The sequence below is a fragment of the bacterium genome (assembly GCA_021371935.1).
Taxonomy (GTDB): Bacteria; Armatimonadota; UBA5829; order UBA5829; family UBA5829; genus UBA5829.
Window position 1 is genome coordinate 146,288 of record JAJFVF010000019.1, and the last position, 24,849, is coordinate 171,136.

Sequence of the window (24,849 nt, forward strand, 5' to 3'; positions counted from 1 at the left end):
GCATAACCCATCACTCACAACTGTTATGAAAGTAATTATTGCCGATCAGGCCGGAGTATGCTTCGGCGTAAAAAGGGCATTGGATTTGGTGAACCAGGAGGCCGAGAAGGGCGGTGCGATAGCCACTCTCGGTCCGCTTATTCACAACCCCCAGGTGGTGCGCGACCTTGAGGCTAAGGGCGTTCGCGTAGTCAAAGACGTTTCAGAGGTAGAGCGCGGCACGATCGTGATGCCCTCTCATGGCGTGCCCAAGGATGTCATGCGCACAGCCGAGAATGCGGGTCTCAACGTGGTGGATGCGGCGTGTCCATTCGTCGAAAAGGTGCACAAGCGTGTCGAGAGACTTGCCAAGGACGGCTATGTGGTCGTTGTAGTGGGCGATGCGGGTCACAGCGAGGTCAAAGCGATCAGGAGCGCCGCGGGTGAGGATGCGATTGTGGTGAGCGCGCCTGATGATGTGGAAAATGTCGATTGGTCGGGTAAGAAGGTCGGCATAGTCAGCCAAACGACCCAGACCCCCGAACGCTTCGGCGAGATCGTGGGCATGATAGCTGCCCGAGCGACTGAGGTTGTGGCGTATAACACGATTTGTTATGCAACCCATGATCGCCAGAGCGCTGCACGGGAACTTGCACCCCAGGTCGAGGCTATGTTTGTGGTAGGCGGCCGCAACAGTGCCAACACCAATCGTCTGGCTGAAATATGCCGCGAAGAGGGTGTGCCGACATATCATATCGAGACCGCTGCCGAGATTGAGCCTGGATGGGTTAGTGGAATGCAGGTCGTGGGTCTAACAGCAGGCGCATCCACACCCGAGTGGATCATAGAAGAAGTGAAGTCGCGATTGGAGCAGTTATAGTTGGGTGGCATCATATCTTATATCGAGCCGGGCAGCATAGCCGAGGACCTGGGCTGGCGTCCGGGTGATGATATAGTCAGCATCAACGACCACAACCTAAGCGATGTCATAGACTTCAGGTTCTATTGCGCGGATGAGTTTCTTTCAATCGTAATAAAGCGCAATGGCCGCCATATACGGTTCGATATCGAAAAAGACGAAGATTTGCCGCTCGGGGTCGAGTTCGAGGATATACTCTTCGACGGCGTTCGGACATGCGGCGCGCACTGCATATTTTGTTTCGTCGAGCAGCTTCCCAAGGGTCTGCGGAAGTCACTCTATCTCAAGGACGATGACTACAGACTTTCGTTTCTGGACGGTAACTTCGTGACACTCGCCAATGTGACCGAAGTCGACCTGGACCGGATAATCACCCAGCGCCTGACACCTCTTTATGTTTCCGTGCATGCGACAGAGCCTGGCCTTCGCGGGATGATGCTTGGCAGAGATATACCCGATATACTTCACCAGATAGACAGACTCTCTGAGGGTCACATCACGCTCAACACACAGATAGTCCTCTGTCGCGGGATAAATGACGGGGATCATCTCGACCGCACGATAGCTGACCTGTCCAGCCGCTATCCCACAGTCTCATCAATCGCAATAGTGCCCGCTGGTATCAGCAAACACCGCATACATCCAGTGCCTATACCGCCGATAGATGCACAATATTCAACTGTAATCCTGAACAAAGTCAAACAGTGGCAGCACAAGTTTATGCAAGATAATGGTACAAGATTGATCTGGGCGGCTGATGAGTTTTATTTGAGCGCCGGACGGTCTGTTCCAAGCGCGAGCAAATATGAAGGCTTCCCGCAAATAGAAAATGGCGTCGGACTGGTGCGTAAATTCAAGGACAGCGCTGCGCGTGCAAAACGAATCTTGCCGACGAGCCTGCCACAGCCTCTGCGTGTTTCGATTGTCACTGGTATATCTGCGTATTCGGTAGTGAGCACATGGGCAGACTCACTCAAGTGCTCGAATCTCAGCATTCAGGTTTATCCAATAACAAACCATCTTTTCGGCGATACTGTGACAGTCACGGGTCTCATCTCTGGCAAAGACATCATATCGCAGCTTAAGGGCAAAGACCTTGGCGATATGCTGCTTGTGCCGTCAGTCTCTCTGCGTGACGGCACATTCCTTGATGATGTGACTCTTGCCGACCTGCAAAGCGAACTCGGTTTACCTGTGGAGCAAATTGAACCTAGACCCTACCAGCTTGTTCGTCGTATAATAGACCTCACAACAAGTTTTCGGGGGACGAATTGAGCAGAAATACGGCTAACAGCGGTCGGGTTTTACTTCTATTTCTGGCAATGGTGTGCGCCGGGTTATTTCTCGCGCATGCGCTGGGGATATTAGCCAAGCCTGCGCGATTGGCAGACAAGCTGGGTGCCGATTATGCCATCTGCGATCTTTCGAGCGGTAAATTCACGGTTTCACCGGAAATCGCATCTACTGCCGACCGCACCGAGTCGTTCGAGTCTATGGTCAAGCGCCTGAAGCCGTATGCAGCCATCTGTGGCACATATTATGATGAAAACAACCGCCCTCTCGGTGACATCGTCTCCAACGGCAAAGTCATATGCAGGGGCTGTCAGAGACAGGGTATAGGCTTCACTTCGTCCGGCAAGATCAGGTTTTTTGAGAGGAAGGGCCGGTCGCGTATCGACTGGCGCGGATGCACCTCGGGCATAGCATGCGGTCCCAGGCTAGTGCGGTCCGGTAAGAGGGATATAGATGTGAAGCGCGACGGTTTCAGCTCAGCCGCTGCGACCAACAAGGCCTGGCGATGCGCAGTTGGTGCCACGAAAGACGGCAAGCTGATACTCTGCGCCATATCGCAGAGTGTGACTCTGTCCACATTGGCCGATGTGATGATCGAGCTGGGCGCACATGACGCGATCAACATGGACGGCGGGAGTATGTGCGCATTATATGTAAACGGCAAATACTGTGTGCAGCCGGCAAAGTCAATGAGCAACATCCTTGCTGTCTATAAACGGTGATGACAATGTTTCCTGATCCTGATCGTCCGGGGATTTCTGCCTCGGACGGGTTTTGCGAGGGGCATTCTTGCCCCGGCGTTTTGCACAGGGCAGCCTTTGATTGCGCGCGATATCTGGTCGTGTGCGAAACAGAATCTCGGTATTTCAAATTCCTGATTGCCGATCCTGCTGCCAGATCGTTCGAGTGACTCTTGCTTCGGACAGACAGCCGACCCGACAAAAAGGGAGACACAGATAACCTCCATGTCTCCCGCATATTCAGTGTTTACGTATTAACCGTATCTACCAGCGGTCGCCGACACGCTCTCTTGAGAAGCCGCGGTCTGACTTCTGTGCCTTACGGGCGTCGCGGCACGTCTTGCAGCGAATCGGCTCGCTGAAGCCGCGCGACTGGAAGAACTCTTGCTCTCCTGCGGTGAACGTAAAGCTCTCTCCGCAATCCTTGCAGATCAGTTCTTTATCCTGGGCCACTTGTTTATCCCCCTACAGACTTGTGAAATTGCACTTCTGGAAATAATTTGGACCTTTGAATAGGGGTTAAGGGTTCAGCTTACCTTTGCCGATTCTTTTGTCCGGTTCGCAAGTCAAATCGACCATTGCCCGCGAACAGCAGAAGCCATATGTGATTATACCTCAAGGAGTGCATTTTCAAAAGCAATATTGAGCTAAATCACAAAAAAAGAATTGGAGGAGCGAGAAGTATTCATGCCGAATGACAAAAGTAGGGAATAAATTGCAGGGGGCAGTGTTATATTTGGGCAACCTGCACGTCTCAGTATTTGGGGACGCAATGACTGAGCATATCACAAACGTAGAGCAGGGGATCGTTCTGTTCAAGGAAGGCAACTTCGAGCAGGCGGTCGGCATTTTGGAGGATGCTTCTCGAAGATTTCCGGGAAGCTATGAGGCCTTCGTGTACCTGGGCGCGGCATATGCTCAGCAGGGTCGTCACAATGCAGCGATAGGTGCCTTGAAACGCGCCTCTGAGATCAAACCCGATTCTCCACGCATCCACTACAATCTCGGCCAGGCATATGAGGCTGCGGGAGTGCCTCGTGAGGCATGGTTTGAGTATAAGAAGGCTCTTGAGCTTGACCCCAAGTATGGTCTTGCGCGTGGTGCGCTAATCAACCTATCACAGCGTCTTCCCAGGCTGCTCGGTTCCACCATTGAAGTAGCGGCATAATCCTCATTTGCATTGCGAGCGATTATTTTGTCACAAATTTACCAGCGCACTATGCCGTATGGCACGATTTCTGCATTATAAATCAGTGCAATGTTGTTGCGCTGACGGCCTTCGGCGAGTTCGGGAGCATATTGCAGGTTTTATGCAAAGCGCCCTGCTCAGGCGTTTTGCAGTTCAAAGCCCGTTTATTGCGGGCAGCTCACTCCAAAGGGCGGTATATGCCACAACACATTGAGGCGCTCCGGCATGTCTATCCTCAGGATGCCGGGGCGTTTACTATGTACATCTAACCAGCGCGGCCCCGCTCTGGCATACGGGGCCGCGTCGGAAAGAAAGGAGAGAAAGGGATTTTACTCTCGAAACTGTAGTTACCCCGCACCTGCGAGTTCAAAACCTGACGGCTGAAAAAGATGTCCAAAGAGTTATTATTTTGCGTCCGGGCGTTCAAATGCGAGTCAAAGAGGAGCATTTATACTGTTAATATAATACTGAATATAAGGATAAAGCATACGGAGTGAAAAGATGAAAGCAATCGCAATATGCGGCAGTCCCCGAAAGGACGGCAACACCCAGATACTATTGTCACGCTGCCTTGCACGGCTTGAGAGAGATGGAATCGATATTGAATTGATACCACTTCGGGGCAAGACGATCAAGCCATGCATTGCTTGTGGAATGTGCGGCCAGCGCAAAGACGGCACCTGTTCGATCAAGGATGATGATTTTCATGAAATCTTTGGCGCAATGAAGGAGGCTGATATTATTATAGTCGGCTCGCCGGTCTATTTCGGCTCAGCCACGCCTCAGACAATGGCTCTGCTCGATCGCGCTGGTTATGTTTCCAGGTCAAACGGCAATTATTTCTCACGAAAAATAGGAGGACCTATAGCGGTTGCGCGCCGTGCGGGGCAGAATTTCACATATGCTCAATTGATGTACTGGTTCACGATAAACGATATGATCGTGCCTGGTTCTTCCTATTGGAATATTGCCATTGGTCGAGCTCCGGGTGAGGTCGAAGATGACGAAGAGGGTTTAAGCACCATAGACCGCTTCGCGGAAAACTTGTCCTGGCTGGCTAATAAGTTGCTTAGCTAGTACTCATACGGCTTAAATATTGTCCAATCCTGGGTACACCTATACTCGGTCAGGTGCATTAAATGCGGCGGCAGCCGTACACTGCGGAGGATCGAGATGGATTATGGTGCGCTTTCGCGTTTAGCAAAGCCGGTGATGGAGCACGAGCATGTTCAGGGTCCGGCTTCTGCCGTGGTGACGCTGGTCGAATACGGCGATTATCAATGCCCCAAAACACGCGCGGCTTATAAAGTTGTCAAAAAGATTCAGCAATTATCCGGTGATTGGATGAGGTTCGTCTTCAGGCATTTTCCAATGACAGACAAGCATGAATATGCGCAGATCGCTGCTGAGGCCGTCGAGTCTGCCGGAGCGCAGGGTCTTTTTTGGGAAATGCATGATTACCTTATACGCCACACCCAGCTCGATGAGGGTTCATTGATGGATCATGCCGAGGAGATTGGTTTGGATGTGGACCGCTTCGAGTCGGACCTTGCCGATCATTTATATGTGCAGCGCATTAAGGACGACATCGCGGGCGGCATGGACAGTGGCGTCACCGACACTCCAGCCTTTTTTATGAACGGCAAAAAGTATGCCGGTGCTCTCACAGAGGATGCCATGCTTGAGGCAATAGAGGCAATAGCGGACGAGATCGAAGACTAGTCAGGGACAGGAAACAGGAAATAGGTAATAGGCTACGTGCTATGTTCGGTCGCGATATCCGATCGCGACCGAAACACAAATTCCCACAATATCTAATCTAATTGTGCCAGCCGTTCACAAAACAACAAGCGTTTATTACAATCATTCCGAGCGAACGCGAGAAGTCTGCTTTATCTCCACGGCTCCGATGCAAACCTTCTGAGCACCAGTTCATCCGTGAATGCCGCCCCATCCTGCGTACAGAGGTATACGGCCGCGCGCGCCACTTCTTCGGCTGTCATCCAGTTCGGTGAATCCTCGGATTCGCCGCGGTCAGCTCTCAGATTGGTCGACATACCTGTCAGCACTCCGCCCGGGCTTATCACATGGACACGAATTCCATATTTTTGAGTTTCGATGGCGAGGACCTTGCTCAGCCCGACGAGCGCGTGTTTTGATGTGCAATATGCGCCCTGTTCAGGATAACCTCGTCTGCCTGCCATAGAGCCTATATTGATTATTCTGCCTGACTGACGTTCCATCATCTGCGGGATTACTTCGCGGCAGGTGATGAAGACGCCCCGGACATTGGTATTCATTATGTCATCCCACGTCTGTGTGGATGTATCGCATATTTTGTTCAAGGCCATCACGCCTGCGTTGTTGACCAGCACGTCTATGTGTCCAAGTTCAGAGTGTGCCTTTTGAATTGCGCTTTTTATCGATTTTTCCGACTTCAGGTCCATAACAATCGGCAGTGCCTTTCCGCCGTTGTCATTGATCTGTTTGCATATTGTGTTAATTTCTTTTTCGGTACGTGCAGCAGCTGCGATTACAGCCCCCTCTGCAGCAAAGGCTTCGACAATGGCTCTGCCGATTCCGCGTCCGGCTCCCGTAATAAATGCTGTTTGACCATTCAAGATACTCATCTTTCCTCCACGCGTTTCCATCATATGGACATGTTATCGCAATGACCACCTGCTTTCAATGGGCGACTTGCTCAAATTCATTTGTCAAAAATTGACGACAGTTTAAGTTCCACTATCTGAGGTTTGGTCTTTGACGACCCAATAATTAATTTGTCTAGGTGATATGCATTGTGGAAGCCTGTGTGTTTCCAACGAGAAAAGCGAAGGATAAAGGGGAGAATCGCTTATGTTGTCAAAAATGAAGATCGGAACTAAGATCGGCGGTGGATTTGCGGTTGTGTTGCTGCTGACGGTTATCGTGGCAATTGCATCTTTCACCAGTATCCGCACAATGAACGCGAAAACGTCCGAAGCAACCGGACTTCGCGTGGACGAGCTGAAGTTGGCCTACGAGATGGCATGGTCAATGAGCAAGCATGTCATGGCTGCGCGTGGTTATCTGCTTTATGGTAACCAGGCAATTATGGGGACATATGAGAAGGAATCGGCCACATTCAAGAGTAATGCCCAGAAGCTTGAGGGCATGATAACATCGGCCGAAGGCAAGGAACTGATACGTAAGGCTAAGGAAGGCGAAGCTGCGTATGATCGCGTTTTGAAGGACCAGTGCCTTCCTGCATACAGAGCTGGTAATCACGCAAAGGTTTCTGAACTTGCTCAGGGACCTCTAGCAAATGCGGGAAACGAGACTATCACTGCCTGTGATGAAATGCTTAGTTTGATCCAAAAACTGATGGACAATGCGGCGGGGCAGGCAAACAAGGCCGGCACAAATGCAATCAAGATTGTGTGTACTCTGTCGTTCCTCGCAGTAATTTTTGGTGTCTTTATTGCGTTCACGGTCACAAAGGCGATTGTTAAGCCGGTGACAGGTCTGGTAAAGGATGCCGAGCAAGTAGCTGAAGGTGATTTGACTGTAAACGTGGCATTATGCGGCGAGGACGAAGTAGGTAAACTCTCGCAGGCGTTCAGGCGGATGGTCGAGTCCCTCAAGGATACTATAATTCAGGTTACAAACTCATCTGAGAAGGTAACGGTTTCCTCTCAGAGCCTGTCGGCCACGTCAGAGGAGATAAACAAGGCGACCCAGCAGATCACTGAGACGATTACTCAGGTCGCAACGGGCTCGCAGGAACAGTCGAAGAATGCCCAATCAAGTGCCACTTCCATGGAGCAGTTGGGCCGGGCGGTGCAGGAAGTAGCCACCGGCGCTCAGACCCAGGCCAACACTGTGGATCAAACTGTCGCATTAGTCCAGCAGATATCAACTGCAATCGATCATGTGTCTTCACTCAGCCAGGAGGCAGCGGCCAGTGGCCAGCAGGTGACCGAAGTCGCAAACACGGGTGGCAGGCATGTAGCCGACACAGTCGGCGGAATGGACAGAATAAAAGAGGCGACCGATAAGGTCGGTGATATGGTGAAGCGGCTAGGCGAGAATTCTCAGCAGATAGGCGCGATTGTCGAGACAATCGACGACATTGCCGAGCAAACAAACCTTCTCGCTCTCAACGCAGCAATAGAGGCAGCCAGAGCCGGTGAGCATGGCAAGGGATTTGCTGTTGTTGCCGATGAGGTCCGCAAACTGGCTGAGAGAAGTTCAAAAGCGACCGGCGAGATAGCCGAGCTTATTTCAAACATCCAGCAAATGACCGAGCAAGCCGTTGTTGCCATGAACCAGAGCAGCCAGGAAGTAGCCGAGGGCACTCAGCTTGCAAATCAGGCGGGTGAAGCCTTGAGTGGCATACAGGAAGCCGTTGTAGGAATTGTAAGACAGATAGAACAGGTTTCTGCGGCGACCCAACAGATGGCGAGTTCCAGCACAGAGGTTGTAAGGGCAATCGAGAACGTTTCGTCCGTGACGGAGGAGACTACTGCTGCTGCCGAGCAGATGTCAGCCAGCAGTGACGATGTTGCAAGACAGATAGAGCAAGTTGCGGCCGTCAGCGAAGAAAACGCTGCTGCTGCTGAGGAAGTATCTGCGACGACCGAGGAGCAGATGGCTTCAGTCGAGGAGCTTACTGCATCAGCCGAAGAGTTGGCACAAATGGCTGAAGAGCTGCAGGGATTGGTTGCGCAGTTCAAAGTCGATGATGCTCCTGTGAGAGGCACGCTGCAGGATGTTTCAAGAGCCGTGACTTCCGAGCGTCGAAAGAAGGCGGCTTAAGATGGAGGGTGCTGCAATGACCAATGAAACACATGATGTCACAACGGATCAGTGGGAACAATTAGTAGTTTTCGATCTGGCCCATGAGTTCTACGGTGTGGATATTGGTGCGGTCAATACAATCATCCGCATGCAGGAGATCACGCGAATACCGCGTACCCCTGAGTTTGTGGAGGGTGTGATTAATCTGCGCGGCAGCATTGTGCCGGTGATCGATCTACGCAAGCGATTTGGTCTACCAGTGGGTGACGCCACAAAATCTTCGAGGATTGTGGTGGTCGAGGCAGCCGATCAAATGATTGGCATGGTAGTCGATGCTGTTGCAGAGACACTTCGGCTATCTGCCGATATGATCGAGCCGCCATCGCCGGTAGTTGTAAACGTCGATTCTGCATATGTGCGGGGAGTAGGCAAGCAGGAAAACCGTTTGGTAATCCTGATCGACCTGGAGAAAGTGCTGACAGAGAAGGACCTGGACACACTATCCAAAGTCGAAAAGCGTTCTCGCAAGGAACAGGAAGCCAAAGCAGCCTAGATCTTTTGACGTAAATCTACAAAAACAAATGGCCGGAGCAAACAGCTCCGGCCAAAACCATCATTCAAGCTCATATTTTGCTCTTATCGATCCGTCTTACATAACGACATCGATCCCACAGGCGAGGTTGCTCAAGCAATCATACCAGTGAACAAATGTGACTCCATTGATGACGATGCGCATGTGATCCGGGAAACGCTGATCCCACGTCATCTCCTTCGGATGGCCAGTATTGTAGCCCAGGTTCCATCTTATCCCATTGTATCGCCTGAACAGTATCGTTCGTCCTTCACGATTCAGGTAGGCTTCCACAAGTGTATTGTCCTCACTGAGAGGAATCGTGATACCAATCACGCGGAGACAGTCGAAAGACCTCTCGCCAATCATAACTTGGAATATCCCCGCAGGCTCGATAATCTCACCGGCATCCGCTTCGGCACTCAAAGTGTAAGATCTGTCCTGCTGCTGCGTAAGCCGTCCGGTCTGTCGAATTTGCCGGGGACCGTCACCCCAGTCTTTGTCAAATCCCTCGTCAAGCATTGTCCTAAGCTCTCGAATGTCTTTTCTAAATAGCGATAGAGTCGCGAGGTACTGGACTCGGTCCTCTGTCAGACGTGCAAAGAACATCCATGGAAACACCCTCACTGGATCTTCTCCGTAATCGTAAACCATCGCTGCTACTTCCACGCAATCAATTCCGTGCACTTTGGCCGGACGAAGTGCCTTCATCTCGGTGTAATCGTGCATCCGCAAATCAGGTTCATATTGTGCCCACAAGACGTGATCGCCTACCTCGGGAATGGCGAACCACCAGTGCATTTCCTTGAAATCCACCTCAAAGGGCGATGTATTGGTGGGAGCTATTTCGATATGCGGCTGCTGCAGCGGGAATGGTGTTTGGGTTCTTACCTTCATATCTTCCATTACAGTCCTCCATTTTCTTCAGCTTCATCGAGAAATGATCGCAGATGATGTCGTGCTGAGTGAAGCTGGTACTTAACTGTGCCGACAGGTGCCTGAATCTGCCGGCAGATCTCTTTGATTGTGAAACCATGCAAATAGAACAGTTCGACGATTTTCTGCTCCGCCAGTGGCAAGTTGTCCATGGCTTCCAACAAGTCCAGAGCTGCTTCTGCAGGCACTGCCGTTCGGCCATATCTGTTCACGTAATATTCAAGCTCTTCTTGTTTGGTAGGGTTTATCCTCCGCTGGGCCGATCTGTGATAGTCACGGCAGAGATTTCTTGCTATCTGCAGAAGCCACGCCTGCACTTTCTCTGGATTGTTCATACTGCCGATTTTTAGCCAGCTCTGCAGCAGAGTCTCCTGCAGCAGGTCTTCGGCCTCGTCAGCATCCGAAACCAGACGTCGGATCAAGGCAGCAAGAGAGCCTTTATAAGCGTTTATCAACTCTATGAATACAGCGGAATCACCACCGGCACTCCGCCGCACCAGATCGGCGTCAGCCAGTTGGTCCATTCTACGTTCCTCCACATAAGAAGACGTGCTAGGTAGGGAAAAAATTGATGCACCAGAAACATTTGTCGAAGCCTCTGAGCACACCCAGTCCATCGTGCATTCACAACTCTCAAACAACAATTTGCTGAAATATCATGTCCGTTTCACAACATTTTGCCCTGGAAGATTAGGTAATTGCAAAATGTTGTGCTTCTGACTCGAAACAGACCGGGCTTTTGTGGTATTATAGGTGACTAGGGACATGTAATTAACCGAGTCCAAAAAACGGAAGGCGACCGAAGATAAATGGCAATCTTCTCCAGAGTATTCAGCAGGTTTTCAAGAGCAATAGGTATTGATTTGGGTACAGCTAATACGCTTGTGCATGTTCGCGGGCGAGGGATTCTGTTGCGTGAGCCGAGCGTTATCGCGCTTGACAGCCAGTCCAAAAAGGTACTTGCAGTCGGTGAAGAAGCTAAGAGGATGCTTGGACGCACCCCAGGCAGTATTGTTGCCATTCGCCCCTTAAAGGATGGAGTGATCGCCGATTTTGATCAGACTGAGGCCATGCTCAGGGGCTTTATAAGAAAGGTGAACAGGCACAACGGCATATTTGGTCCTCGGGTAGTTGTCGGCATACCTTCCGGTGTCACCGAAGTTGAATGGCGAGCCGTTAAGGAAGCTGCGATGAAAGCAGGCGCTTCGGAGGCATACACGCTTGAAGAGCCTTTTGCTGCAGCGATTGGAGCTGGACTACCTGTGAGCGAGCCCACCGGCAGTATGATCGTCGATATCGGTGGGGGAACGAGTGAGGTTGCTGTTATCTCACTAGGAGGAATTGTTACCAGCCGTTCGATCAGAGTTGCTGGTGATGAAATCGATGAAGCCATTGTGGCGTATGTTCGCCGTGTATTTAACCTTCTTATTGGAGATCGCACTGCCGAAGAAGTAAAGCTGGATATCGGATCTGCATATGCTCTGGAAGAAGAACTGACGATGGAAGTGCGTGGTAGAGACCTTATCTCGGGTCTTCCGAGAAGCGCTGTCATATCGAGCCAGGAAATTCGTGAAGCAATCCATGATCCCGTAATGGAGATTGTCGAGGCTGTGAAGTTGACCCTGGAATCAACACCTCCAGAATTGGCTGCGGATGTGATGGAGAGAGGAATTGTGCTTGCGGGCGGCGGCGCATTGCTTCGTGGTCTGGATGAGTTGATAAATGTTGAAACGGGTATGCCTGTGCATATCGCGCCGGATCCCTTAAGCTGTGTGGTGTTGGGTACGGCAAAAGCGCTGGAGGAATCCGAAAGCAACACTGCACTAAAGAAAGTGCTGCTTGGTTCCACGAGACAGGTTCAGTCCATAAACTAAATGTTCAATTATCTTCGCAACAAGACGGTTATCAATCTTGTAGTCTTAACGGTTCTGGGCATTGGCATAGGAATGATGCATAACCATGGACTTGCGACGGGCAATACGCTGTACATGCAGGATGCTGTTAGATCAACGCTTGCTCCTGCTAATATGGCAGCCCATGTTTTATTGTGTCTCGGAAGAGTATCGATTCTAAGTGTCAGACCTCGATCTGTAATTCTCAAGGAGAACAAACAACTACGTGAGAGAGTAAGGCGCCTGACCTTGGAGAACGCTGCTCTGCATGAGACGGCTGAGGAAAACACAAGGCTGAAAGCAGCATTGGGGCTTAGAGAGTTTTCTAAGCTCGCAATGGTTGCAGCGGATGTGGTTTCACGCAATGAAAGTAACTGGTTTGACACCGCTACAATAAATGTGGGCACGCACTCGGGTATACGTCAAGGGTCGGCGGTAGTCAATCACCTTGGTATAATCGGGCAAATATCCGAAGCCAATCCGTTTACCTCACAAATTGTTGCCCTTACAGATTCAAATAGTGCAATCGGTGCAATGATTCAACGTTCAAGAACAACTGGTATGCTTTATGGACAGGGCACGGATTACCTTGTCTTAGCGTATCTGCCAAAAGATGCTGATGTAAAGGTCAAGGATGTGGTGATTTCATCGGGCATGGGTGGTGTGGTCCCAAAAGGACTTGTTGTTGGACGAGTGGTCAAGGTAGTTAGAAACTCTACGGCGGGTACAACCTCTGCACTTATAAAGCCAAGTGTGCGCTTTGATGAAATAGAACAAGTTTTCGTAGTTAAACCTGGACAGATATCTACACCATGAAGAGATATTTCTGGGCAATTATAATGCTCATAATTGCGTCTGCCATACAGGGCAATTTGCCTGGATGGATGACCGTATTTGGTGCTAAACCCGATCTCGTCCTAATAGTGCTTATTATCTATGCTCTATCTGCCGATCCTGATTTTGGGGCGGTGCTCGGTTTCATCGCAGGGCTTATTCAGGGGTCAGTTGTTGGCTTAAGCCTTGGGAGTTTTATTGTCACTCGCACAATCACAGGTTTCCTAGCTGGCATTGTTCACACGCGGCTTTTCAGTGAAAACCCAATAGTGCCCATGCTTTCTGCAGTCTGGCTCACACTCGTGTGTGAGGGTATGTTTCTTTTAGCAAACCCAAAGCCCAGCTTTCCCAACACCATTCGTACACTGCTTGGCGAGTGCATCCTAAATGCAATTTTTGCATTTTTGCTGTATGTATTCCTCAGACACCTTGATACTCGCCGCAAAATTAGGCTTGCCAACGCAAGACTCTAGGGGAAATCAAATTCTGAATTCCGATACCGGATTCGATTACTCTCATCTCCAATAACTACGTCATCGACTTCCAACCCACAACTCATAACTCACAGCCTCCCTAATTTGCTGGCACATAAATTGCTATCAGATGCGCCAGTAAGAAAGGGGGGACTCCATTGGCATCAGAGTTCTTTTCAGATATTGCGTCGACTGTGCTTTCAAAGTCACTTGATGCATCGGCATCTCGGCAGAAGTCAATAGCGAATAACATCGCAAATGTCGAGACACCAGGCTATAAGCGCAGCTATGTGGATTTTGAGACCGCATTAAAGAGGATCATGGATCTAAAAGGTGGTCATGACAAGAGACAGAGCCTGCGTGAACTTGAACCGGTCCGCCGCACAGATGTTGTGAGTCCCGCAAAACCTGACGGTAATAATGTCAACATTGATGCAGAAATTGCCGATCTTGCAAAAACTCAAGGCACTTACAAAGCCGCAACCACATTACTTGAAGCAAAGATTGCGCTTCTTCGTACCGCAATTAAGGAGGGCAAGTAAGATATGGGACATAATTCCGCATTCGATATAAGTGCATCGGGCATATTTGCCCAGCGCGTGCGCATGGATGCCATTGCAAACAATATCGCCAATGCAGACTCAACACGGACAGAGGATGGTGGACCATATCGCAGGCAGACGGTCACATTCAAGGCTGTTTATGATGATGCTGTGGGCAACCGGACGGTTCCTGCGGGTGTGAAAGTCGACAGCATTCAGGAAAGCCCAACCGACTATCGTACAGTATATGACCCGGGCCATCCAGATGCTGATGCCAACGGTTATGTGCGCATGCCGAATGTAAATGTAGTGGAAGAGATGGTTGATATGATATCCGCCACACGGGCATATGAGGCTAACGTGACGGCTCTCAATGCAGCAAAGCAGATGACATCATCGGCTATAGATATAGGAAAGGCCTAAGGTAATATAAATGAGAATCTCACCTGTCAGTCTTCCAGGCTCAATCAGTTCAATTGCCAATGTAACTTCCTCAAAGGCAAATTCGTCAGTGGGTGGTTTCGGTAATGACAGTTTTGATAAGGCACTAAATGTCAGTATCAGTGAACTCGACGATACTCAGGACAAGAACGACGTCTCAGTGTCAGAACTTGTCAAGAAAGGCATCAAAGAAGTCAACAGTCTTCAGAGTCAGGCGGATGATATGGCTGTCAAGTTGGCGTCTGGTGACATCGAAAACGTGCACGAAGCGATGATTGCGATGCAAAAAGCTAAGTTGGCCTTTGAGTTTACAGTGCAGGTGAGAAACAAGATTATAGATGCATACCAAGAGATTATGAGAATGCAAGTCTAGCAATTTGATATTGAGTATTTTGTATTGAGTATTTTGTAGTTGGGGTTCAACCGACAAATAATCAATACCAAATTGCAAATACTAAATCAGTTGGTGGTTTTATGGATCAAATCACAAAATCCGGACCTATCGCGGCTTTAATCAAACTTTGGAACGAACTGACTGCAACACAGCGTGTTGTTGTAACAGCTTTTGGAGTGCTTGCGGCTGCCCTTATGCTGTTTGTCGGCATTGCCGCCACCAAGCCCAGAATGTCGGTGCTCTTTTCCGGTCTTGCCCAAGAAGACGCGGGCGCAATAGTTCAGAAGTTGGGTGAGCAAAAGGTGACATACAAGCTGTCTGCTGACGGCACGACAATCGAAGTGCCTGAGAATAAGGTCTACGACTTGCGTCTCCAACTGGCGACCCAGGGGCTTCCTCAAGGCGGCAACGTCGGCTTTGAGCTTTTTGATAAGTCGAATTTCGGCATGACCGAGTTTACCGAGAAGGTGACTTATCAGAGAGCCGTGACGGGAACACTTACGCGTACTTTGTGTCATCTCGCGCCGGTTATCGATGCCAAAGTGCTGCTGAGCATGCCTGAGCAAAAAATATACTCGTCTGAACAGGAACCGGCCAAGGCTTCTGTAGTGCTCAAACTACGCAGAGGAATGCCGCTGAGTGATGAGCAGGTTGGGGGAGTCGTGCATCTGGTTTCGTCCGCTGTCGAGGGGTTGACTCCGACGAATGTCACGGTTCTCGATACGGATGGCAATGTGCTGTCCGAGGGCGACGGTGCAGGAGGCAGCAGTCTTATGACGGCCAGCCAGACAAAAATGAAACGCCAGTATGAATCGGAATTGTCTCAAAACTTGCAGAGCATGCTGGCGAAGATAGTAGGTGCGGACAAAGCGGTTGTCAGGGTGAGCGCAGACATGAGTTTTGACCAGACTCAGACAAAGTCCGAGGAGTACCAGCCTACAAGTCCTGTGCAGGGAGCAAATGGTGAGGCAAAGGGTGTGCTTTTGTCTGAGGATAAGTCCAGTGAGATATATGCGGGTGGTGCTTTACCTCCGGGCGGTGTGCCCATAGCAAATTCTCCAGGCTCAGCTAAGGACAGCTATCAGCGCACACAGTCAACTTCCCAATATCAGGTAACAAAGCGGATTCAAGAAACAGTGAATGCACCCGGGAAGCTGCAGCGGCTTTCCGTTGCAGTGCTTGTTGACGATAAGGTGGAGCCTGTCAAGTTGGAGGCTATCAGGGAAGCAGTAATAGCTGCTTCCGGCATCGATTCAAAGCGTGGAGACCAGGTAACAGTTCAAAGAGTCGGTTTCGACACAGCTTCATCAAAAGCGGTCGAGGTAGAGATGGCCAAAGAATCACGAGCCGAGCTGGTTCAGACAATTGTTAAGAATGCGGGTGCGGCTCTGCTCTTGATAGTATTCCTGGTGTTCTTGAAAATAATAATCAAGCAGATAAAGGTTACTGTACCTGCGGAGGAGGTGCCGGTCGAACCTGAGCAAGAGAATGGTGTTGATGTCAGCAGTCCCATGCCAAATCCAGCAGACTTACTTGAATCGGCGGGCAATCAAGCTTTTGCACAGACTCCACCGCTAGAGCAGCCGACAACTGGATTCAGTACGGCTCAGCCGCAGAAAAATACTTTGCCGCCGGAGATAACGCAATCAAGCCCGGAGGACTTGGCCAGACTAGTCAGAAACTGGATGGCAGAGGGCTAAACGGAGAATATAATGGCGCTACAAACGCAAAATATAACTGGCATAGATAAAGCTTCCGTGTTGTTGATGTCGCTTGGAGCATCAAAATCGGCTAAGGTGTTCGAGCATCTGGACCCATCCGAGCGAGAATTGCTTGGTGCGCATATAGCCGGACTTAGGCATGTTGATGATGTTGTCCGGCAGGCAGTCCTGGACGAAGTCGGTTGCTACATAAAGGGTGAAAACCCGACTGGAAATAGCGATTACGCTCAAGGCTCAGATGAGCCGTTGAAATGGCTGGAGAAACTCGACCCCGGTGATGTTGCTGAATTGTTGGGATCAGAAAGGCCACAAAATGTGGCGCTTGTGTTGGCGCATCTGGCTCCTCAGGCTGCGGCATCCGTGCTATCGCATCTTGGCGATAATCTGAGAAACCAGACAACCAGCCGGTTAATAGATATGAGGACACCATCCCGTGAGGTTGTTGAGGCAGTCGATAAGGTCATACGACAGCGATTTGCCGGTTTTCCGAATCGTTCGCAAAGTGCAAAACGCGAGACTTTGATTGGTATTTTAGGCAATGCAAAAGAGCGCGTGAAAGAGTCGATTGTGGGCGTACTATCCAGGTCTGAACCGCAGGTATTGTTTGAGGATGATGACGATATCACATCGCCAGAAGAACTCGTCAATTTTACTGACCCGGAGATACGCAAATTCTTATTGGAGATAGACAGGGAAGATTTGTTTCTTGCTCTTAGGGTTGCGAGTGATGATTTGAAATCGGTGATTGTAAGAAATGCGCCGGAGGAACTGACCTTGACAATACACCGTGAACTTCTTTCTCCGCTTCAGGCACGCTTGAAAGAGATCGAGTTTGCGCAGGAGCGCTTTGTCAGCGTAATGCGGCGGATAAAGAATGAATCCGGTTCATACATGCCGGCTTCATCTCTGGAGGTTCCTGTTGACTAGTGTGATCAAGCATGACAAAAGCTCATTTCTGATTGCAGGGCCATTACATCTGCAGTCTTTGGATATTCCTGAGCCAGAGCCAGAGATGGAAGAGGAAATAGATCCTGTTGCAGAAGCAGTGAAGCAAGCCGATGCAATAGTATGCCGGGCGAAAGCCGAGTCAGATTCTATCAGCCAAGAGGCGCGTCTGCAAGGCTATAATACGGGCTTGCAAGAAGGCAACGAGCAATTTCAGAACCTGATCGAACGGTTGGAAGTGGACATACAGTTGCTAACTGAAGACAGACAAGCTGTGCTGGATACCATTGAGCCTGAAATGCTAAAGCTATGTACCGAAGCTGTCGAGAAGATAATTAGGCATGAAGTCAAAACTGATCCTAAGGTCGTGCATCGTGTAATCAAATCTTGCCTGCGGAAAATCAGAGACACATCTGATGTTCGGATGCGAGTCAACCCATCCGAACTCGATAATGTGAAGGCAATGCGGGATGAACTAATGAGTATGGCTGACGGGATGAGTTCGATAAGCATTGTTGATGACCGGCGAATTTCACCAGGTGGTTGTGTCATAGAGACTCCATCGGGTGATTTTGATGCCACGATCGAAAACCAGATGAATCGTATCAAAAAGAAGTTGGGAGACACATACGAGAATGACCGTGGCGAATGTCCCGGACCTAAATAAATACCGTCAAGCAGTACGCAAACTGGACACGGTTCAGCATAATGGCCGCGTCTCGCAGGTGATAGGTGTGCTTGTTGAGTCATGTGGGCCGACTTGCGGAGTCGGAGAGATTTGTGAGATTCACAACTCTCGCACTGAACCGCCTGTGCTTGCCGAGGTTGTCGGTTTCAAGCAGTCAAGGACTCTGCTAATGCCGTTCGGGGTTGTAAGTGACATACGACCCGGAAGCCCTGTGATAGCCACAGGGTCGTCTTTGCGTGTGACGGTTGGACGAGAACTATTAGGCAGAGTGTTGGATGGTCTTGGCAGACCGCTTGACCAAAAGGAAAACATCTCCGGTGAAGCTGAAATAACGGCTGCAAGTCGTCCTCCGCATCCGCTTTCGCGCAGCAGGATTACGAGCCCATTGACGTTTGGAGTACGTGCGATCGACGGGCTGCTTACTATTGGCAAGGGTCAGAGGATTGGCATCTTTGCGGGAAGCGGGGTCGGTAAGAGCACACTTATGGGCATGATCGCCCGCAACACATCCGCGGATGTCAATGTAATAGCGTTGATTGGTGAACGAGGCCGTGAGGTACGTGATTTCCTGGAAAAGGACCTTGGTGAGGAGGGTTTGGCACGCAGTGTCGTAATTGTCGCAACTTCCGATCAGGTTCCGGTTGTGCGTCTCAGAGGAGCGCAGGTCGCCACAGGAATTGCTGAGTATTTTAGGGATTGTGGGCTGGATGTGTTGCTGATGATGGATTCCGTTACGCGTGTGGCCTGGGCGCAGCGCGAGATAGGTCTTGCATCAGGTGAACCTCCCACAACGCGCGGTTATACGCCGTCTGTTTTCGCAACTCTGCCTCAGCTTTTGGAGAGAGCTGGCACATCTGAAAAAGGATCGATTACCGGCCTTTACACAGTGCTGGTTGAGGGCGACGATATGAACGAGCCTGTCGCAGATACGGTCCGAGGTATACTCGACGGGCACATCGTTTTGAGTCGTGCCCTTGCGTCAAAAAACCATTACCCGGCTATAGATGTCCTCTCGAGTGTAAGCAGAGTTATGCCTGACGTCACGTCAGCAAAGCACAGAGAAAGCGCGGGCAGACTTCGGGATGCGCTGGCGACATACAGGTCAAGTGAAGATTTGATAAATATTGGTGCTTATGCCAATGGCAGCAATCCGGCCATCGATTATGCATTGAGCAAGATTGACGAAGCAAATGGGTTTTTGAGACAGGCTGTTGACGAGCCGAGTGATTTTGAGACAACGGTATCGTCACTAGAGCAGATGTTTGGCGGCAATGAACAGGTTTAAATTCAGGTTACAGACGCTGCTGGATCGTCGCAAGTCGCGGGAAGAGCAGCTTCTTGTTGAGTTGGGTGAGTTGAGACGTGAAGAGGCCAATGAGGTTGAGCGTCTCGATATTCTCTGCTTGCGTCTCAATGCTGCGTGGAGGGATGTTGAAGATGCATTGGATAATAATGCCCCAGCTGAGGAATTATGCCGCCTTGACGAGTTTGCGAAGACTACGTGTGATGATATTGAGATTCAGAAGCTGACACTGGAAGGCGTAAGGGAAAAAGTCGAGGCCAAAAGGCAAGAACTCGTGACAGCCATGCAGGATCGTAAGATACTTGAAGTATTGCGTGACAAGCAGGAGCAGGAATACCTGATGGTTATAGCCAGAGCGGAGCAAAATGAGCTGGATGAGATGGCCTCGGTAAGATATGCGAGAGGAATGTAGATGCTGGAAAATGTGGCAGCGGTAATGGCACGCATAGAGGAGATAAAGTCGCATTTTCAGAGTGCGCAAGCTGGTGGGGAAGTCACTGTTGCTCCCCATACAACTGCGTCTATGCCATCACAGGTACAGTCGGCGTCAGTCCAACCTTATTTTCCGAGCTATTTGGCTGCGCAGTTGCAGAAAATTGGCAAAAACTCAATCTGTGATATCTCGTCATACCAGGACATGATAGATTCAGCCGCATCCAAATATGGTGTCGACCCAGCGCTCATCAAAGGAGTAATACGAGCGGAAAGCGGTTTCAAATCAAATGCAGTTTCAAGTAGTGGGGCACAGGGGCTGATGCAGTTGATGCCTTCTACGGCTGATGCACTCGGTTGTTCTGACCCGTTTGACCCCGAGCAGAATATTGATGCGGGAGCCAAATATCTCAAAGAGCAGATGAACAGGTTCGGCAGTGTCGAGCTTGCACTTGCAGCATACAATGCCGGTACAAACGCTGTTGCGAAATATAGAGGAGTCCCGCCATATCGCGAAACGCAGAATTATGTGCGCAAAGTGCTCTCATACCGTGACGATTATCTGTCTCGGTGAGATAACAATCCATAAGAAAGGAGGTGAACAGAATAATGATGGATGCTATTGTTGCAATTGCTCCTCAAAGTATCGGAACGGAAAACAAAGTTGAGCAGGGCAATGATGTGAGCAAGGATGGCTCCGAGTTTTCTGATGTTCTTGGCACGGCAATCAAGGATGAACAGCAGTCTCAGGTAAAGGATTCCGATCAGGCTGAAGACCAGGCAACTATGTGTAGTGACGATACACAGACGGATACACAACCAGAAAGACAGGAAGATGACATGAAAACAGATTCGTCTGACTTGCAGGCTCCTGTGCAGATGTTGGCATTTTTCAACGTCCAGATTCCGCAGGAGATTCAACAGACCGGTGCGAATGCTGTGGACACAATTACTACGGAAGATGTATCCGACATAAAGGACAGTGTCAGTGTTTCGTCTCAGCCTTTGACATCGGATTCAGATGCTGTAGAGATGGCTGCAGCGCAAAATCTATCTGAGTTCAACATATTGGATGATGTGAGTCAGTTAACAGCAGAGCCGTTGGATGCCATCATGGATGTAGGAAAGACCGGTAACACCGGCAACTCAACAACTGCCAGACCTATGTCAGTCGAAGGAACAACTAAGACGGTTCGGACAATACAGGCCGGCTCAATATCAGTTGATCCTGATCAAAGCGTCGAATCTGTCGAACTACTTTCTTCAGATGTGACCAAGTCAAATAAGACTGTCTGGGATCAGAAAACCACTCTCGACACTTCGATCCAGACGAAGATTGAGGTAACTGCATCAACTGATCCACCGCGTGAGTTCACGATCAAGCCACAGGTTATGAGTCCTGTGAGCAATCAGTCTGATAATGCTGCCACTCTGATCAGTGATGCGGTCAGTCAGGTTGCTTCAACGGATAACAGCGGTATAAATGCCGATACATCCGGCTCACAAAACAGCCAGGCCGCGATCTTCTCGGTCCAGACTTCTGCTGATGCAGCGGTGAGGCAGACTGTCCAGACTCAACCTGCTCAGACTGCGCAAAGTGCTCGGGAGCCTGTGCATACTCAGATAATCGATCAAATTGTCCGTGATGTTAAGCTGATCAAACTACCACAGCAGAGCGATCTCGTGGTCAGACTGTCTCCGCCTGAGTTGGGATCACTACGTGTGCAAATAACTCAAGCAGATCAGGGAATGACGGCACAGATCCAGACAACTGGTGATCAGGTTCGTGGGCTTCTGCAGGCGCATCTGCCCGCACTCAATCAGGCGTTTTCCGATGCTGGCCTCAAGATGGATTCGGTGACAGTGACTTCCGGCACACAGTTCGGGTCACTTATGCAGGATTCGATGGATGGCAACACCCAACAACAGTGGGGCGGTCAAAAGCAGCATTACGCAGGTTCGCAAGATGCAAGCCTTAATCAACCAGTGGCGACTCTATCAACAGGGATAGCGGATAGAGATGGCACAATTTACAATTGGCTGGCTTAGGAGGTGATATGAATGTCAACAACAAGCGCAGTATCGAGTACGAGTTCGGCGACTACATCGTCGAGCACAACAACAAGCAGCAGCACGACGCTGGATCAGAATGCGTTTTTGAAGCTGTTGATAACAGAGATGCAGAATCAGGATCCGTTGAGTCCGATGGACAATACGGAATATGTTGCCCAGCTTGCACAGTTCTCATCGCTAGAGCAAATGCAGCAGATGAATTCTACACTGGATACAATAAGTTCATCTACTCAGGCATTAAGTCTTGTCGGCAAGACTGTGGATTACACATCACCGTATGATTCGTCTGTCACATTGAGCGGGACCGTCAGTGGCGTTGTTTACGATGACGGGATTGCCAAGGTGAAGATTGGTGATGACACTGTTTCACTGGATGCGATTGAGCAAATCTACACCGAGGCATCATCAGATACGGGGCAAAAGTCCCAATATGCACTTGGGCTTATCGGTCAGACAGTTGACTATTATACTTCGTCTGGCGAATTTGCTACGGGGACAGTAGATAGTGTGTCATATGATGATGGTTGGCCGACACTCAATATTGGGTCGGATTCAGTATCGGTAAGTAATGTTGTCAGTGTGCACGAATCTAGTGATGATATTGATTCAGACGAGGCATATGAAATTGCGTCTGCTATGATTGGAAAGACGGTCACATATACCAATCCATCGGATACAAGCAGTACACTTACTGGAGTTCCAACAAGCGTAACAACTGACAGTGACGGCAACGTTAAGTTAGTAATTGGCACAAGTAAGATTGATCTTTCCGATGTTGTCAATGTATGTGCATCCGACAACTCATAAGAGACAAACCATCAGGCAGGTACGGAAATTGCTGTTGATGGATGTCGATTGTTGGCCCATCTGAAAGGAGAGACAAGATGTCTCCAGTCAGACTGAATACAAGCATAGCCGGTGCTGGAAGTGAGGCGAAGAGACAAACCTCTGGTGGTAATGTCCAAGGAGGTTCATCTTTTCAGTCGCAGCTTCAGGCCGAACTATCGAAGCAGGCGGGGGTTAAGCTGTCTGCGCATGCACAAAAAAGATTCGTCGAACGCAACGTAGAGTTTGGCGATGAAGAGCAGGCAAGGGTTCAATCAGGAATAGATCGGATCCAAGCAAAGGGTGCAGATAAGTCACTTGTATTGATGGACAATCTTGCCCTGATAGTAAGCGCTCGAAATAGGACTGTAATTACGGCAGTCGATTCGGCAAACGCGAAGGACGCCGTCTTTACAGGCATTGAGAGTGCGGTGATTGTATAGAAATCACGTGAGACAAATGTTTTTACGTGTCGCACTGGACCTCTGGTGAGGAAGTGCGTGGCCGCAGACCTAATGACACGGCCTAAGGACAACATTCGATCAAGACAAGATCGACAATAGGATAAGCAGGAGGTCAGAAAAATGATTCAAGCACTTCAAAGTGGCATTTCGGGGATGAATGCGTTTATGTCCGCCCTAAATATCATAGGGAACAATATATCCAATGTAAGCACCACGGCCTACAAATCACAGTCGACTAACTTTCAGGAAGCGCTTTCACAAACCATTAAATCGGCAAGTGCGCCAACTGATACTACAGGTGGCACAAACGCGTCTCAAGTTGGGCTCGGTGTAACTCTAGGTTCAATTTCATCAGACATGACTCAAGGCTCTCTTGATTCGACCGGGCGGACTACCGACCTGGCCATTGATGGTAATGGCTACTTTATTTTGGGTGATAGCAGTACCGTTGCCTATACTCGAGACGGCAGTTGCTCGTTGGACTCAAATTACAACCTGGTCGGTTCTTCATCGGGTTTGTATGTCCTGGGTTGGCAGGCAGATTCGGCAGGTAATATCGACACTTCAGCGCCGATCACGGGTGCTTCTGTTATTGAGATTCCAGTTGGTGGAATGTCGATTGCTCAGCAGACATCAGATGTCGATCTCACTGGTAACCTTAACGCATCAACTGATGCTGGCAGCGACTATGATGTCACATTTGAAATCTACGATTCGCTTGGTGAGACTCATCAGATAACTGTGACATTCACCAAACTTGCCGAAGATTCAACTGCTACACCTCCAATAGAAGCATCAACCTGGCAGTATGAGGTTTATTGTGATGATGCAGGCGCATCCGCTATTACCACAGGCAATATAACATTTGACGAGAATGGACAAAGCAATCTCGATAGTGTTGACGTGTCGTTGACACTTACCGAGGACAATGGTTCGCTCTCACCGCTAAATTTTACATTGGATACCAGTGATATAACACAGCTCAATTCAAGCAATAGCACCGTGAGTATGAACAACCAGGATGGAAAAGAATTAGGCACGCTTGAGTCTTACACGATTGATAGTAGTGGCCTAATCGTAGGCACGTTTACAAACGGCTTGACAAAGAACCTTGCCCGGATTGCTGTTGCTGGTTTCAACAATCCTGAGGGACTTGAGAAACTTGGCAATAATCTGTATAAGGCAGGCTCTAACTCCGGTTCGGCGGTAATAGGTACTGCCGGTTCAAGTGGTTTGGGGTCCATCAAGTCGGGTTATCTTGAGGCTTCCAATGTCGATCTGGCAGCTGAGTTCTCCAATATGATAGTTGCACAGCGCGGCTTTCAGGCAAATTCCAAGGTTATAACGACTGCGGATGATGTTCTTGAACAGTTGGTTTCACTAATCAGATAATTTATGTTATGGCGGCAGCCTATG

General features: G+C 49.7%; 27 protein-coding genes and 1 pseudogene. 24 read left to right on the plus strand and 4 right to left on the minus strand.

The window, feature by feature from the left end; genetic code table 11:
• The first annotated feature begins 25 nt into the window (after positions 1 to 25).
• From ispH to LLG46_13110, 3 genes are read left to right on the plus strand one after another with little or no spacing between them, the layout of a single operon-like run.
• On the plus strand, positions 26 to 859 hold the full coding sequence (gene ispH, locus LLG46_13100; GenBank protein ID MCE5324234.1) for a 4-hydroxy-3-methylbut-2-enyl diphosphate reductase: 834 nt from the start codon (positions 26 to 28) through the stop codon (positions 857 to 859).
• The gene (locus tag LLG46_13105) at positions 860 to 2,173 is read left to right on the plus strand and encodes a DUF512 domain-containing protein (protein MCE5324235.1); all 1,314 of its coding nucleotides are present in this window, start codon (positions 860 to 862) and stop codon (positions 2,171 to 2,173) included.
• A complete protein-coding gene (locus LLG46_13110; protein ID MCE5324236.1) occupies positions 2,170 to 2,913 on the plus strand; it encodes a phosphodiester glycosidase family protein in 744 nt (247 codons plus the stop codon). Before LLG46_13105 ends, LLG46_13110 begins: the two co-directional genes overlap by 4 nt.
• A 282-nt stretch (positions 2,914 to 3,195) precedes the next feature.
• Here the strand turns inward: LLG46_13110 and LLG46_13115 are convergent, their stop codons facing one another.
• Positions 3,196 to 3,384: a zinc-ribbon domain-containing protein gene (locus LLG46_13115; protein MCE5324237.1), complete on the minus strand. Its 189-nt coding sequence runs from the start codon at positions 3,382 to 3,384 to the stop codon at positions 3,196 to 3,198.
• A 319-nt stretch (positions 3,385 to 3,703) separates the two neighbouring features.
• Here LLG46_13115 and LLG46_13120 point away from each other — a divergent pair, with 319 nt between their 5' ends.
• The 3 genes from LLG46_13120 to LLG46_13130 all read left to right on the plus strand — a co-directional run bounded on the left by LLG46_13120 (position 3,704) and on the right by LLG46_13130 (position 5,842).
• Positions 3,704 to 4,099 carry a tetratricopeptide repeat protein gene (locus LLG46_13120; protein MCE5324238.1) on the plus strand — a complete coding sequence of 132 codons (396 nt, stop codon included), beginning with the start codon at positions 3,704 to 3,706 and terminating at the stop codon, positions 4,097 to 4,099.
• Positions 4,100 to 4,621: 522 nt separating this feature from the next.
• Complete coding sequence (locus LLG46_13125) at positions 4,622 to 5,197, plus strand: flavodoxin family protein (GenBank protein MCE5324239.1); 576 nt, start codon at positions 4,622 to 4,624, stop codon at positions 5,195 to 5,197.
• 96 nt (positions 5,198 to 5,293) lie between these two features.
• On the plus strand, positions 5,294 to 5,842 hold the full coding sequence (locus tag LLG46_13130) for a thioredoxin domain-containing protein (GenBank protein ID MCE5324240.1): 549 nt from the start codon (positions 5,294 to 5,296) through the stop codon (positions 5,840 to 5,842).
• 170 nt (positions 5,843 to 6,012) lie between these two features.
• Here LLG46_13130 and LLG46_13135 read toward each other — a convergent pair whose 3' ends face one another.
• Entirely contained in the window at positions 6,013 to 6,750 is a 738-nt protein-coding gene (locus LLG46_13135; protein MCE5324241.1) for an SDR family oxidoreductase, read from the minus strand.
• A 226-nt stretch (positions 6,751 to 6,976) separates the two neighbouring features.
• On the opposite strand from LLG46_13135, the gene LLG46_13140 reads away from it, so the two are divergent.
• On the plus strand, positions 6,977 to 8,917 hold the full coding sequence (locus LLG46_13140) for a methyl-accepting chemotaxis protein (protein MCE5324242.1): 1,941 nt from the start codon (positions 6,977 to 6,979) through the stop codon (positions 8,915 to 8,917).
• Positions 8,918 to 8,933: 16 nt separating this feature from the next.
• Positions 8,934 to 9,452 (plus strand): chemotaxis protein CheW, encoded by a 519-nt coding sequence (locus LLG46_13145; GenBank protein ID MCE5324243.1) that lies wholly within the window; start codon positions 8,934 to 8,936, stop codon positions 9,450 to 9,452.
• 96 nt (positions 9,453 to 9,548) lie between these two features.
• Here LLG46_13145 and LLG46_13150 read toward each other — a convergent pair whose 3' ends face one another.
• Both LLG46_13150 and LLG46_13155 read right to left on the minus strand, forming a co-directional pair.
• Positions 9,549 to 10,376, minus strand: a complete 828-nt coding sequence (locus LLG46_13150; protein ID MCE5324244.1) for a hypothetical protein — start codon at positions 10,374 to 10,376, stop codon at positions 9,549 to 9,551.
• A complete protein-coding gene (locus LLG46_13155; protein ID MCE5324245.1) occupies positions 10,376 to 10,930 on the minus strand; it encodes an RNA polymerase sigma factor in 555 nt (184 codons plus the stop codon). The genes LLG46_13150 and LLG46_13155 overlap by 1 nt, the downstream gene beginning before the upstream one ends.
• Before the next feature lie 285 nt (positions 10,931 to 11,215).
• On the opposite strand from LLG46_13155, the gene LLG46_13160 reads away from it, so the two are divergent.
• From LLG46_13160 to LLG46_13235, 16 genes and pseudogenes are all read left to right on the plus strand, one after another.
• Positions 11,216 to 12,280: a rod shape-determining protein gene (locus tag LLG46_13160; protein MCE5324246.1), complete on the plus strand. Its 1,065-nt coding sequence runs from the start codon at positions 11,216 to 11,218 to the stop codon at positions 12,278 to 12,280.
• Positions 12,281 to 13,114: a rod shape-determining protein MreC gene (gene mreC, locus LLG46_13165; protein MCE5324247.1), complete on the plus strand. Its 834-nt coding sequence runs from the start codon at positions 12,281 to 12,283 to the stop codon at positions 13,112 to 13,114.
• Complete coding sequence (gene mreD, locus LLG46_13170) at positions 13,111 to 13,605, plus strand: rod shape-determining protein MreD (protein MCE5324248.1); 495 nt, start codon at positions 13,111 to 13,113, stop codon at positions 13,603 to 13,605. Before mreC ends, mreD begins: the two co-directional genes overlap by 4 nt.
• Positions 13,606 to 13,799: 194 nt before the next feature.
• On the plus strand, positions 13,800 to 14,147 hold the full coding sequence (gene flgB, locus LLG46_13175; protein MCE5324249.1) for a flagellar basal body rod protein FlgB: 348 nt from the start codon (positions 13,800 to 13,802) through the stop codon (positions 14,145 to 14,147).
• A gap of 3 nt (positions 14,148 to 14,150) precedes the next feature.
• Positions 14,151 to 14,570: a flagellar basal body rod protein FlgC gene (gene flgC, locus LLG46_13180; GenBank protein MCE5324250.1), complete on the plus strand. Its 420-nt coding sequence runs from the start codon at positions 14,151 to 14,153 to the stop codon at positions 14,568 to 14,570.
• A gap of 10 nt (positions 14,571 to 14,580) precedes the next feature.
• On the plus strand, positions 14,581 to 14,961 hold the full coding sequence (gene fliE / locus LLG46_13185; GenBank protein MCE5324251.1) for a flagellar hook-basal body complex protein FliE: 381 nt from the start codon (positions 14,581 to 14,583) through the stop codon (positions 14,959 to 14,961).
• 101 nt (positions 14,962 to 15,062) lie between these two features.
• Positions 15,063 to 16,682, plus strand: coding sequence for a flagellar M-ring protein FliF (gene fliF, locus LLG46_13190; protein ID MCE5324252.1), 1,620 nt, complete (start codon positions 15,063 to 15,065; stop codon positions 16,680 to 16,682).
• Positions 16,683 to 16,694: 12 nt separating this feature from the next.
• The gene (locus LLG46_13195; GenBank protein ID MCE5324253.1) at positions 16,695 to 17,630 is read left to right on the plus strand and encodes a hypothetical protein; all 936 of its coding nucleotides are present in this window, start codon (positions 16,695 to 16,697) and stop codon (positions 17,628 to 17,630) included.
• Between the two features lies 1 nt (position 17,631).
• Positions 17,632 to 18,315 carry a hypothetical protein gene (locus LLG46_13200; protein ID MCE5324254.1) on the plus strand — a complete coding sequence of 228 codons (684 nt, stop codon included), beginning with the start codon at positions 17,632 to 17,634 and terminating at the stop codon, positions 18,313 to 18,315.
• Positions 18,284 to 19,621, plus strand: coding sequence for a flagellar protein export ATPase FliI (gene fliI / locus LLG46_13205; GenBank protein MCE5324255.1), 1,338 nt, complete (start codon positions 18,284 to 18,286; stop codon positions 19,619 to 19,621). The genes LLG46_13200 and fliI overlap by 32 nt, the downstream gene beginning before the upstream one ends.
• Entirely contained in the window at positions 19,608 to 20,051 is a 444-nt protein-coding gene (gene fliJ, locus LLG46_13210; GenBank protein ID MCE5324256.1) for a flagellar export protein FliJ, read from the plus strand. The genes fliI and fliJ overlap by 14 nt, the downstream gene beginning before the upstream one ends.
• A 228-nt stretch (positions 20,052 to 20,279) precedes the next feature.
• Positions 20,280 to 20,618, plus strand: a pseudogene (locus LLG46_13215) (lytic transglycosylase domain-containing protein).
• A 62-nt stretch (positions 20,619 to 20,680) separates the two neighbouring features.
• A complete protein-coding gene (locus LLG46_13220) occupies positions 20,681 to 22,120 on the plus strand; it encodes a flagellar hook-length control protein FliK (protein ID MCE5324257.1) in 1,440 nt (479 codons plus the stop codon).
• 12 nt (positions 22,121 to 22,132) lie between these two features.
• Complete coding sequence (locus LLG46_13225; protein MCE5324258.1) at positions 22,133 to 22,951, plus strand: hypothetical protein; 819 nt, start codon at positions 22,133 to 22,135, stop codon at positions 22,949 to 22,951.
• Between the two features lie 77 nt (positions 22,952 to 23,028).
• Entirely contained in the window at positions 23,029 to 23,412 is a 384-nt protein-coding gene (locus LLG46_13230) for a hypothetical protein (protein MCE5324259.1), read from the plus strand.
• A 141-nt stretch (positions 23,413 to 23,553) separates the two neighbouring features.
• Entirely contained in the window at positions 23,554 to 24,825 is a 1,272-nt protein-coding gene (locus LLG46_13235) for a flagellar hook protein FlgE (protein MCE5324260.1), read from the plus strand.
• The last annotated feature ends 24 nt before the right edge of the window (positions 24,826 to 24,849 follow it).

Coding starts and splice junctions, on each gene's coding strand:
- ispH (MCE5324234.1), top strand. CDS start 26: ATGAAAGTAATTATTGCCGATCAGGCCGGAGTATGCTTCGGCGTAAAA.
- LLG46_13120 (MCE5324238.1), top strand. CDS start 3,704: ATGACTGAGCATATCACAAACGTAGAGCAGGGGATCGTTCTGTTCAAG.
- LLG46_13125 (MCE5324239.1), top strand. CDS start 4,622: ATGAAAGCAATCGCAATATGCGGCAGTCCCCGAAAGGACGGCAACACC.
- LLG46_13130 (MCE5324240.1), top strand. CDS start 5,294: ATGGATTATGGTGCGCTTTCGCGTTTAGCAAAGCCGGTGATGGAGCAC.
- LLG46_13135 (MCE5324241.1), bottom strand. CDS start 6,750: ATGAGTATCTTGAATGGTCAAACAGCATTTATTACGGGAGCCGGACGC.
- LLG46_13140 (MCE5324242.1), top strand. CDS start 6,977: ATGTTGTCAAAAATGAAGATCGGAACTAAGATCGGCGGTGGATTTGCG.
- LLG46_13145 (MCE5324243.1), top strand. CDS start 8,934: ATGACCAATGAAACACATGATGTCACAACGGATCAGTGGGAACAATTA.
- LLG46_13150 (MCE5324244.1), bottom strand. CDS start 10,376: ATGGAAGATATGAAGGTAAGAACCCAAACACCATTCCCGCTGCAGCAG.
- LLG46_13155 (MCE5324245.1), bottom strand. CDS start 10,930: ATGGACCAACTGGCTGACGCCGATCTGGTGCGGCGGAGTGCCGGTGGT.
- LLG46_13160 (MCE5324246.1), top strand. CDS start 11,216: ATGGCAATCTTCTCCAGAGTATTCAGCAGGTTTTCAAGAGCAATAGGT.
- mreC (MCE5324247.1), top strand. CDS start 12,281: ATGTTCAATTATCTTCGCAACAAGACGGTTATCAATCTTGTAGTCTTA.
- mreD (MCE5324248.1), top strand. CDS start 13,111: ATGAAGAGATATTTCTGGGCAATTATAATGCTCATAATTGCGTCTGCC.
- flgC (MCE5324250.1), top strand. CDS start 14,151: ATGGGACATAATTCCGCATTCGATATAAGTGCATCGGGCATATTTGCC.
- fliE (MCE5324251.1), top strand. CDS start 14,581: ATGAGAATCTCACCTGTCAGTCTTCCAGGCTCAATCAGTTCAATTGCC.
- fliF (MCE5324252.1), top strand. CDS start 15,063: ATGGATCAAATCACAAAATCCGGACCTATCGCGGCTTTAATCAAACTT.
- LLG46_13195 (MCE5324253.1), top strand. CDS start 16,695: ATGGCGCTACAAACGCAAAATATAACTGGCATAGATAAAGCTTCCGTG.
- fliI (MCE5324255.1), top strand. CDS start 18,284: ATGACCGTGGCGAATGTCCCGGACCTAAATAAATACCGTCAAGCAGTA.
- fliJ (MCE5324256.1), top strand. CDS start 19,608: ATGAACAGGTTTAAATTCAGGTTACAGACGCTGCTGGATCGTCGCAAG.
- LLG46_13220 (MCE5324257.1), top strand. CDS start 20,681: ATGATGGATGCTATTGTTGCAATTGCTCCTCAAAGTATCGGAACGGAA.
- LLG46_13225 (MCE5324258.1), top strand. CDS start 22,133: ATGTCAACAACAAGCGCAGTATCGAGTACGAGTTCGGCGACTACATCG.
- LLG46_13230 (MCE5324259.1), top strand. CDS start 23,029: ATGTCTCCAGTCAGACTGAATACAAGCATAGCCGGTGCTGGAAGTGAG.
- LLG46_13235 (MCE5324260.1), top strand. CDS start 23,554: ATGATTCAAGCACTTCAAAGTGGCATTTCGGGGATGAATGCGTTTATG.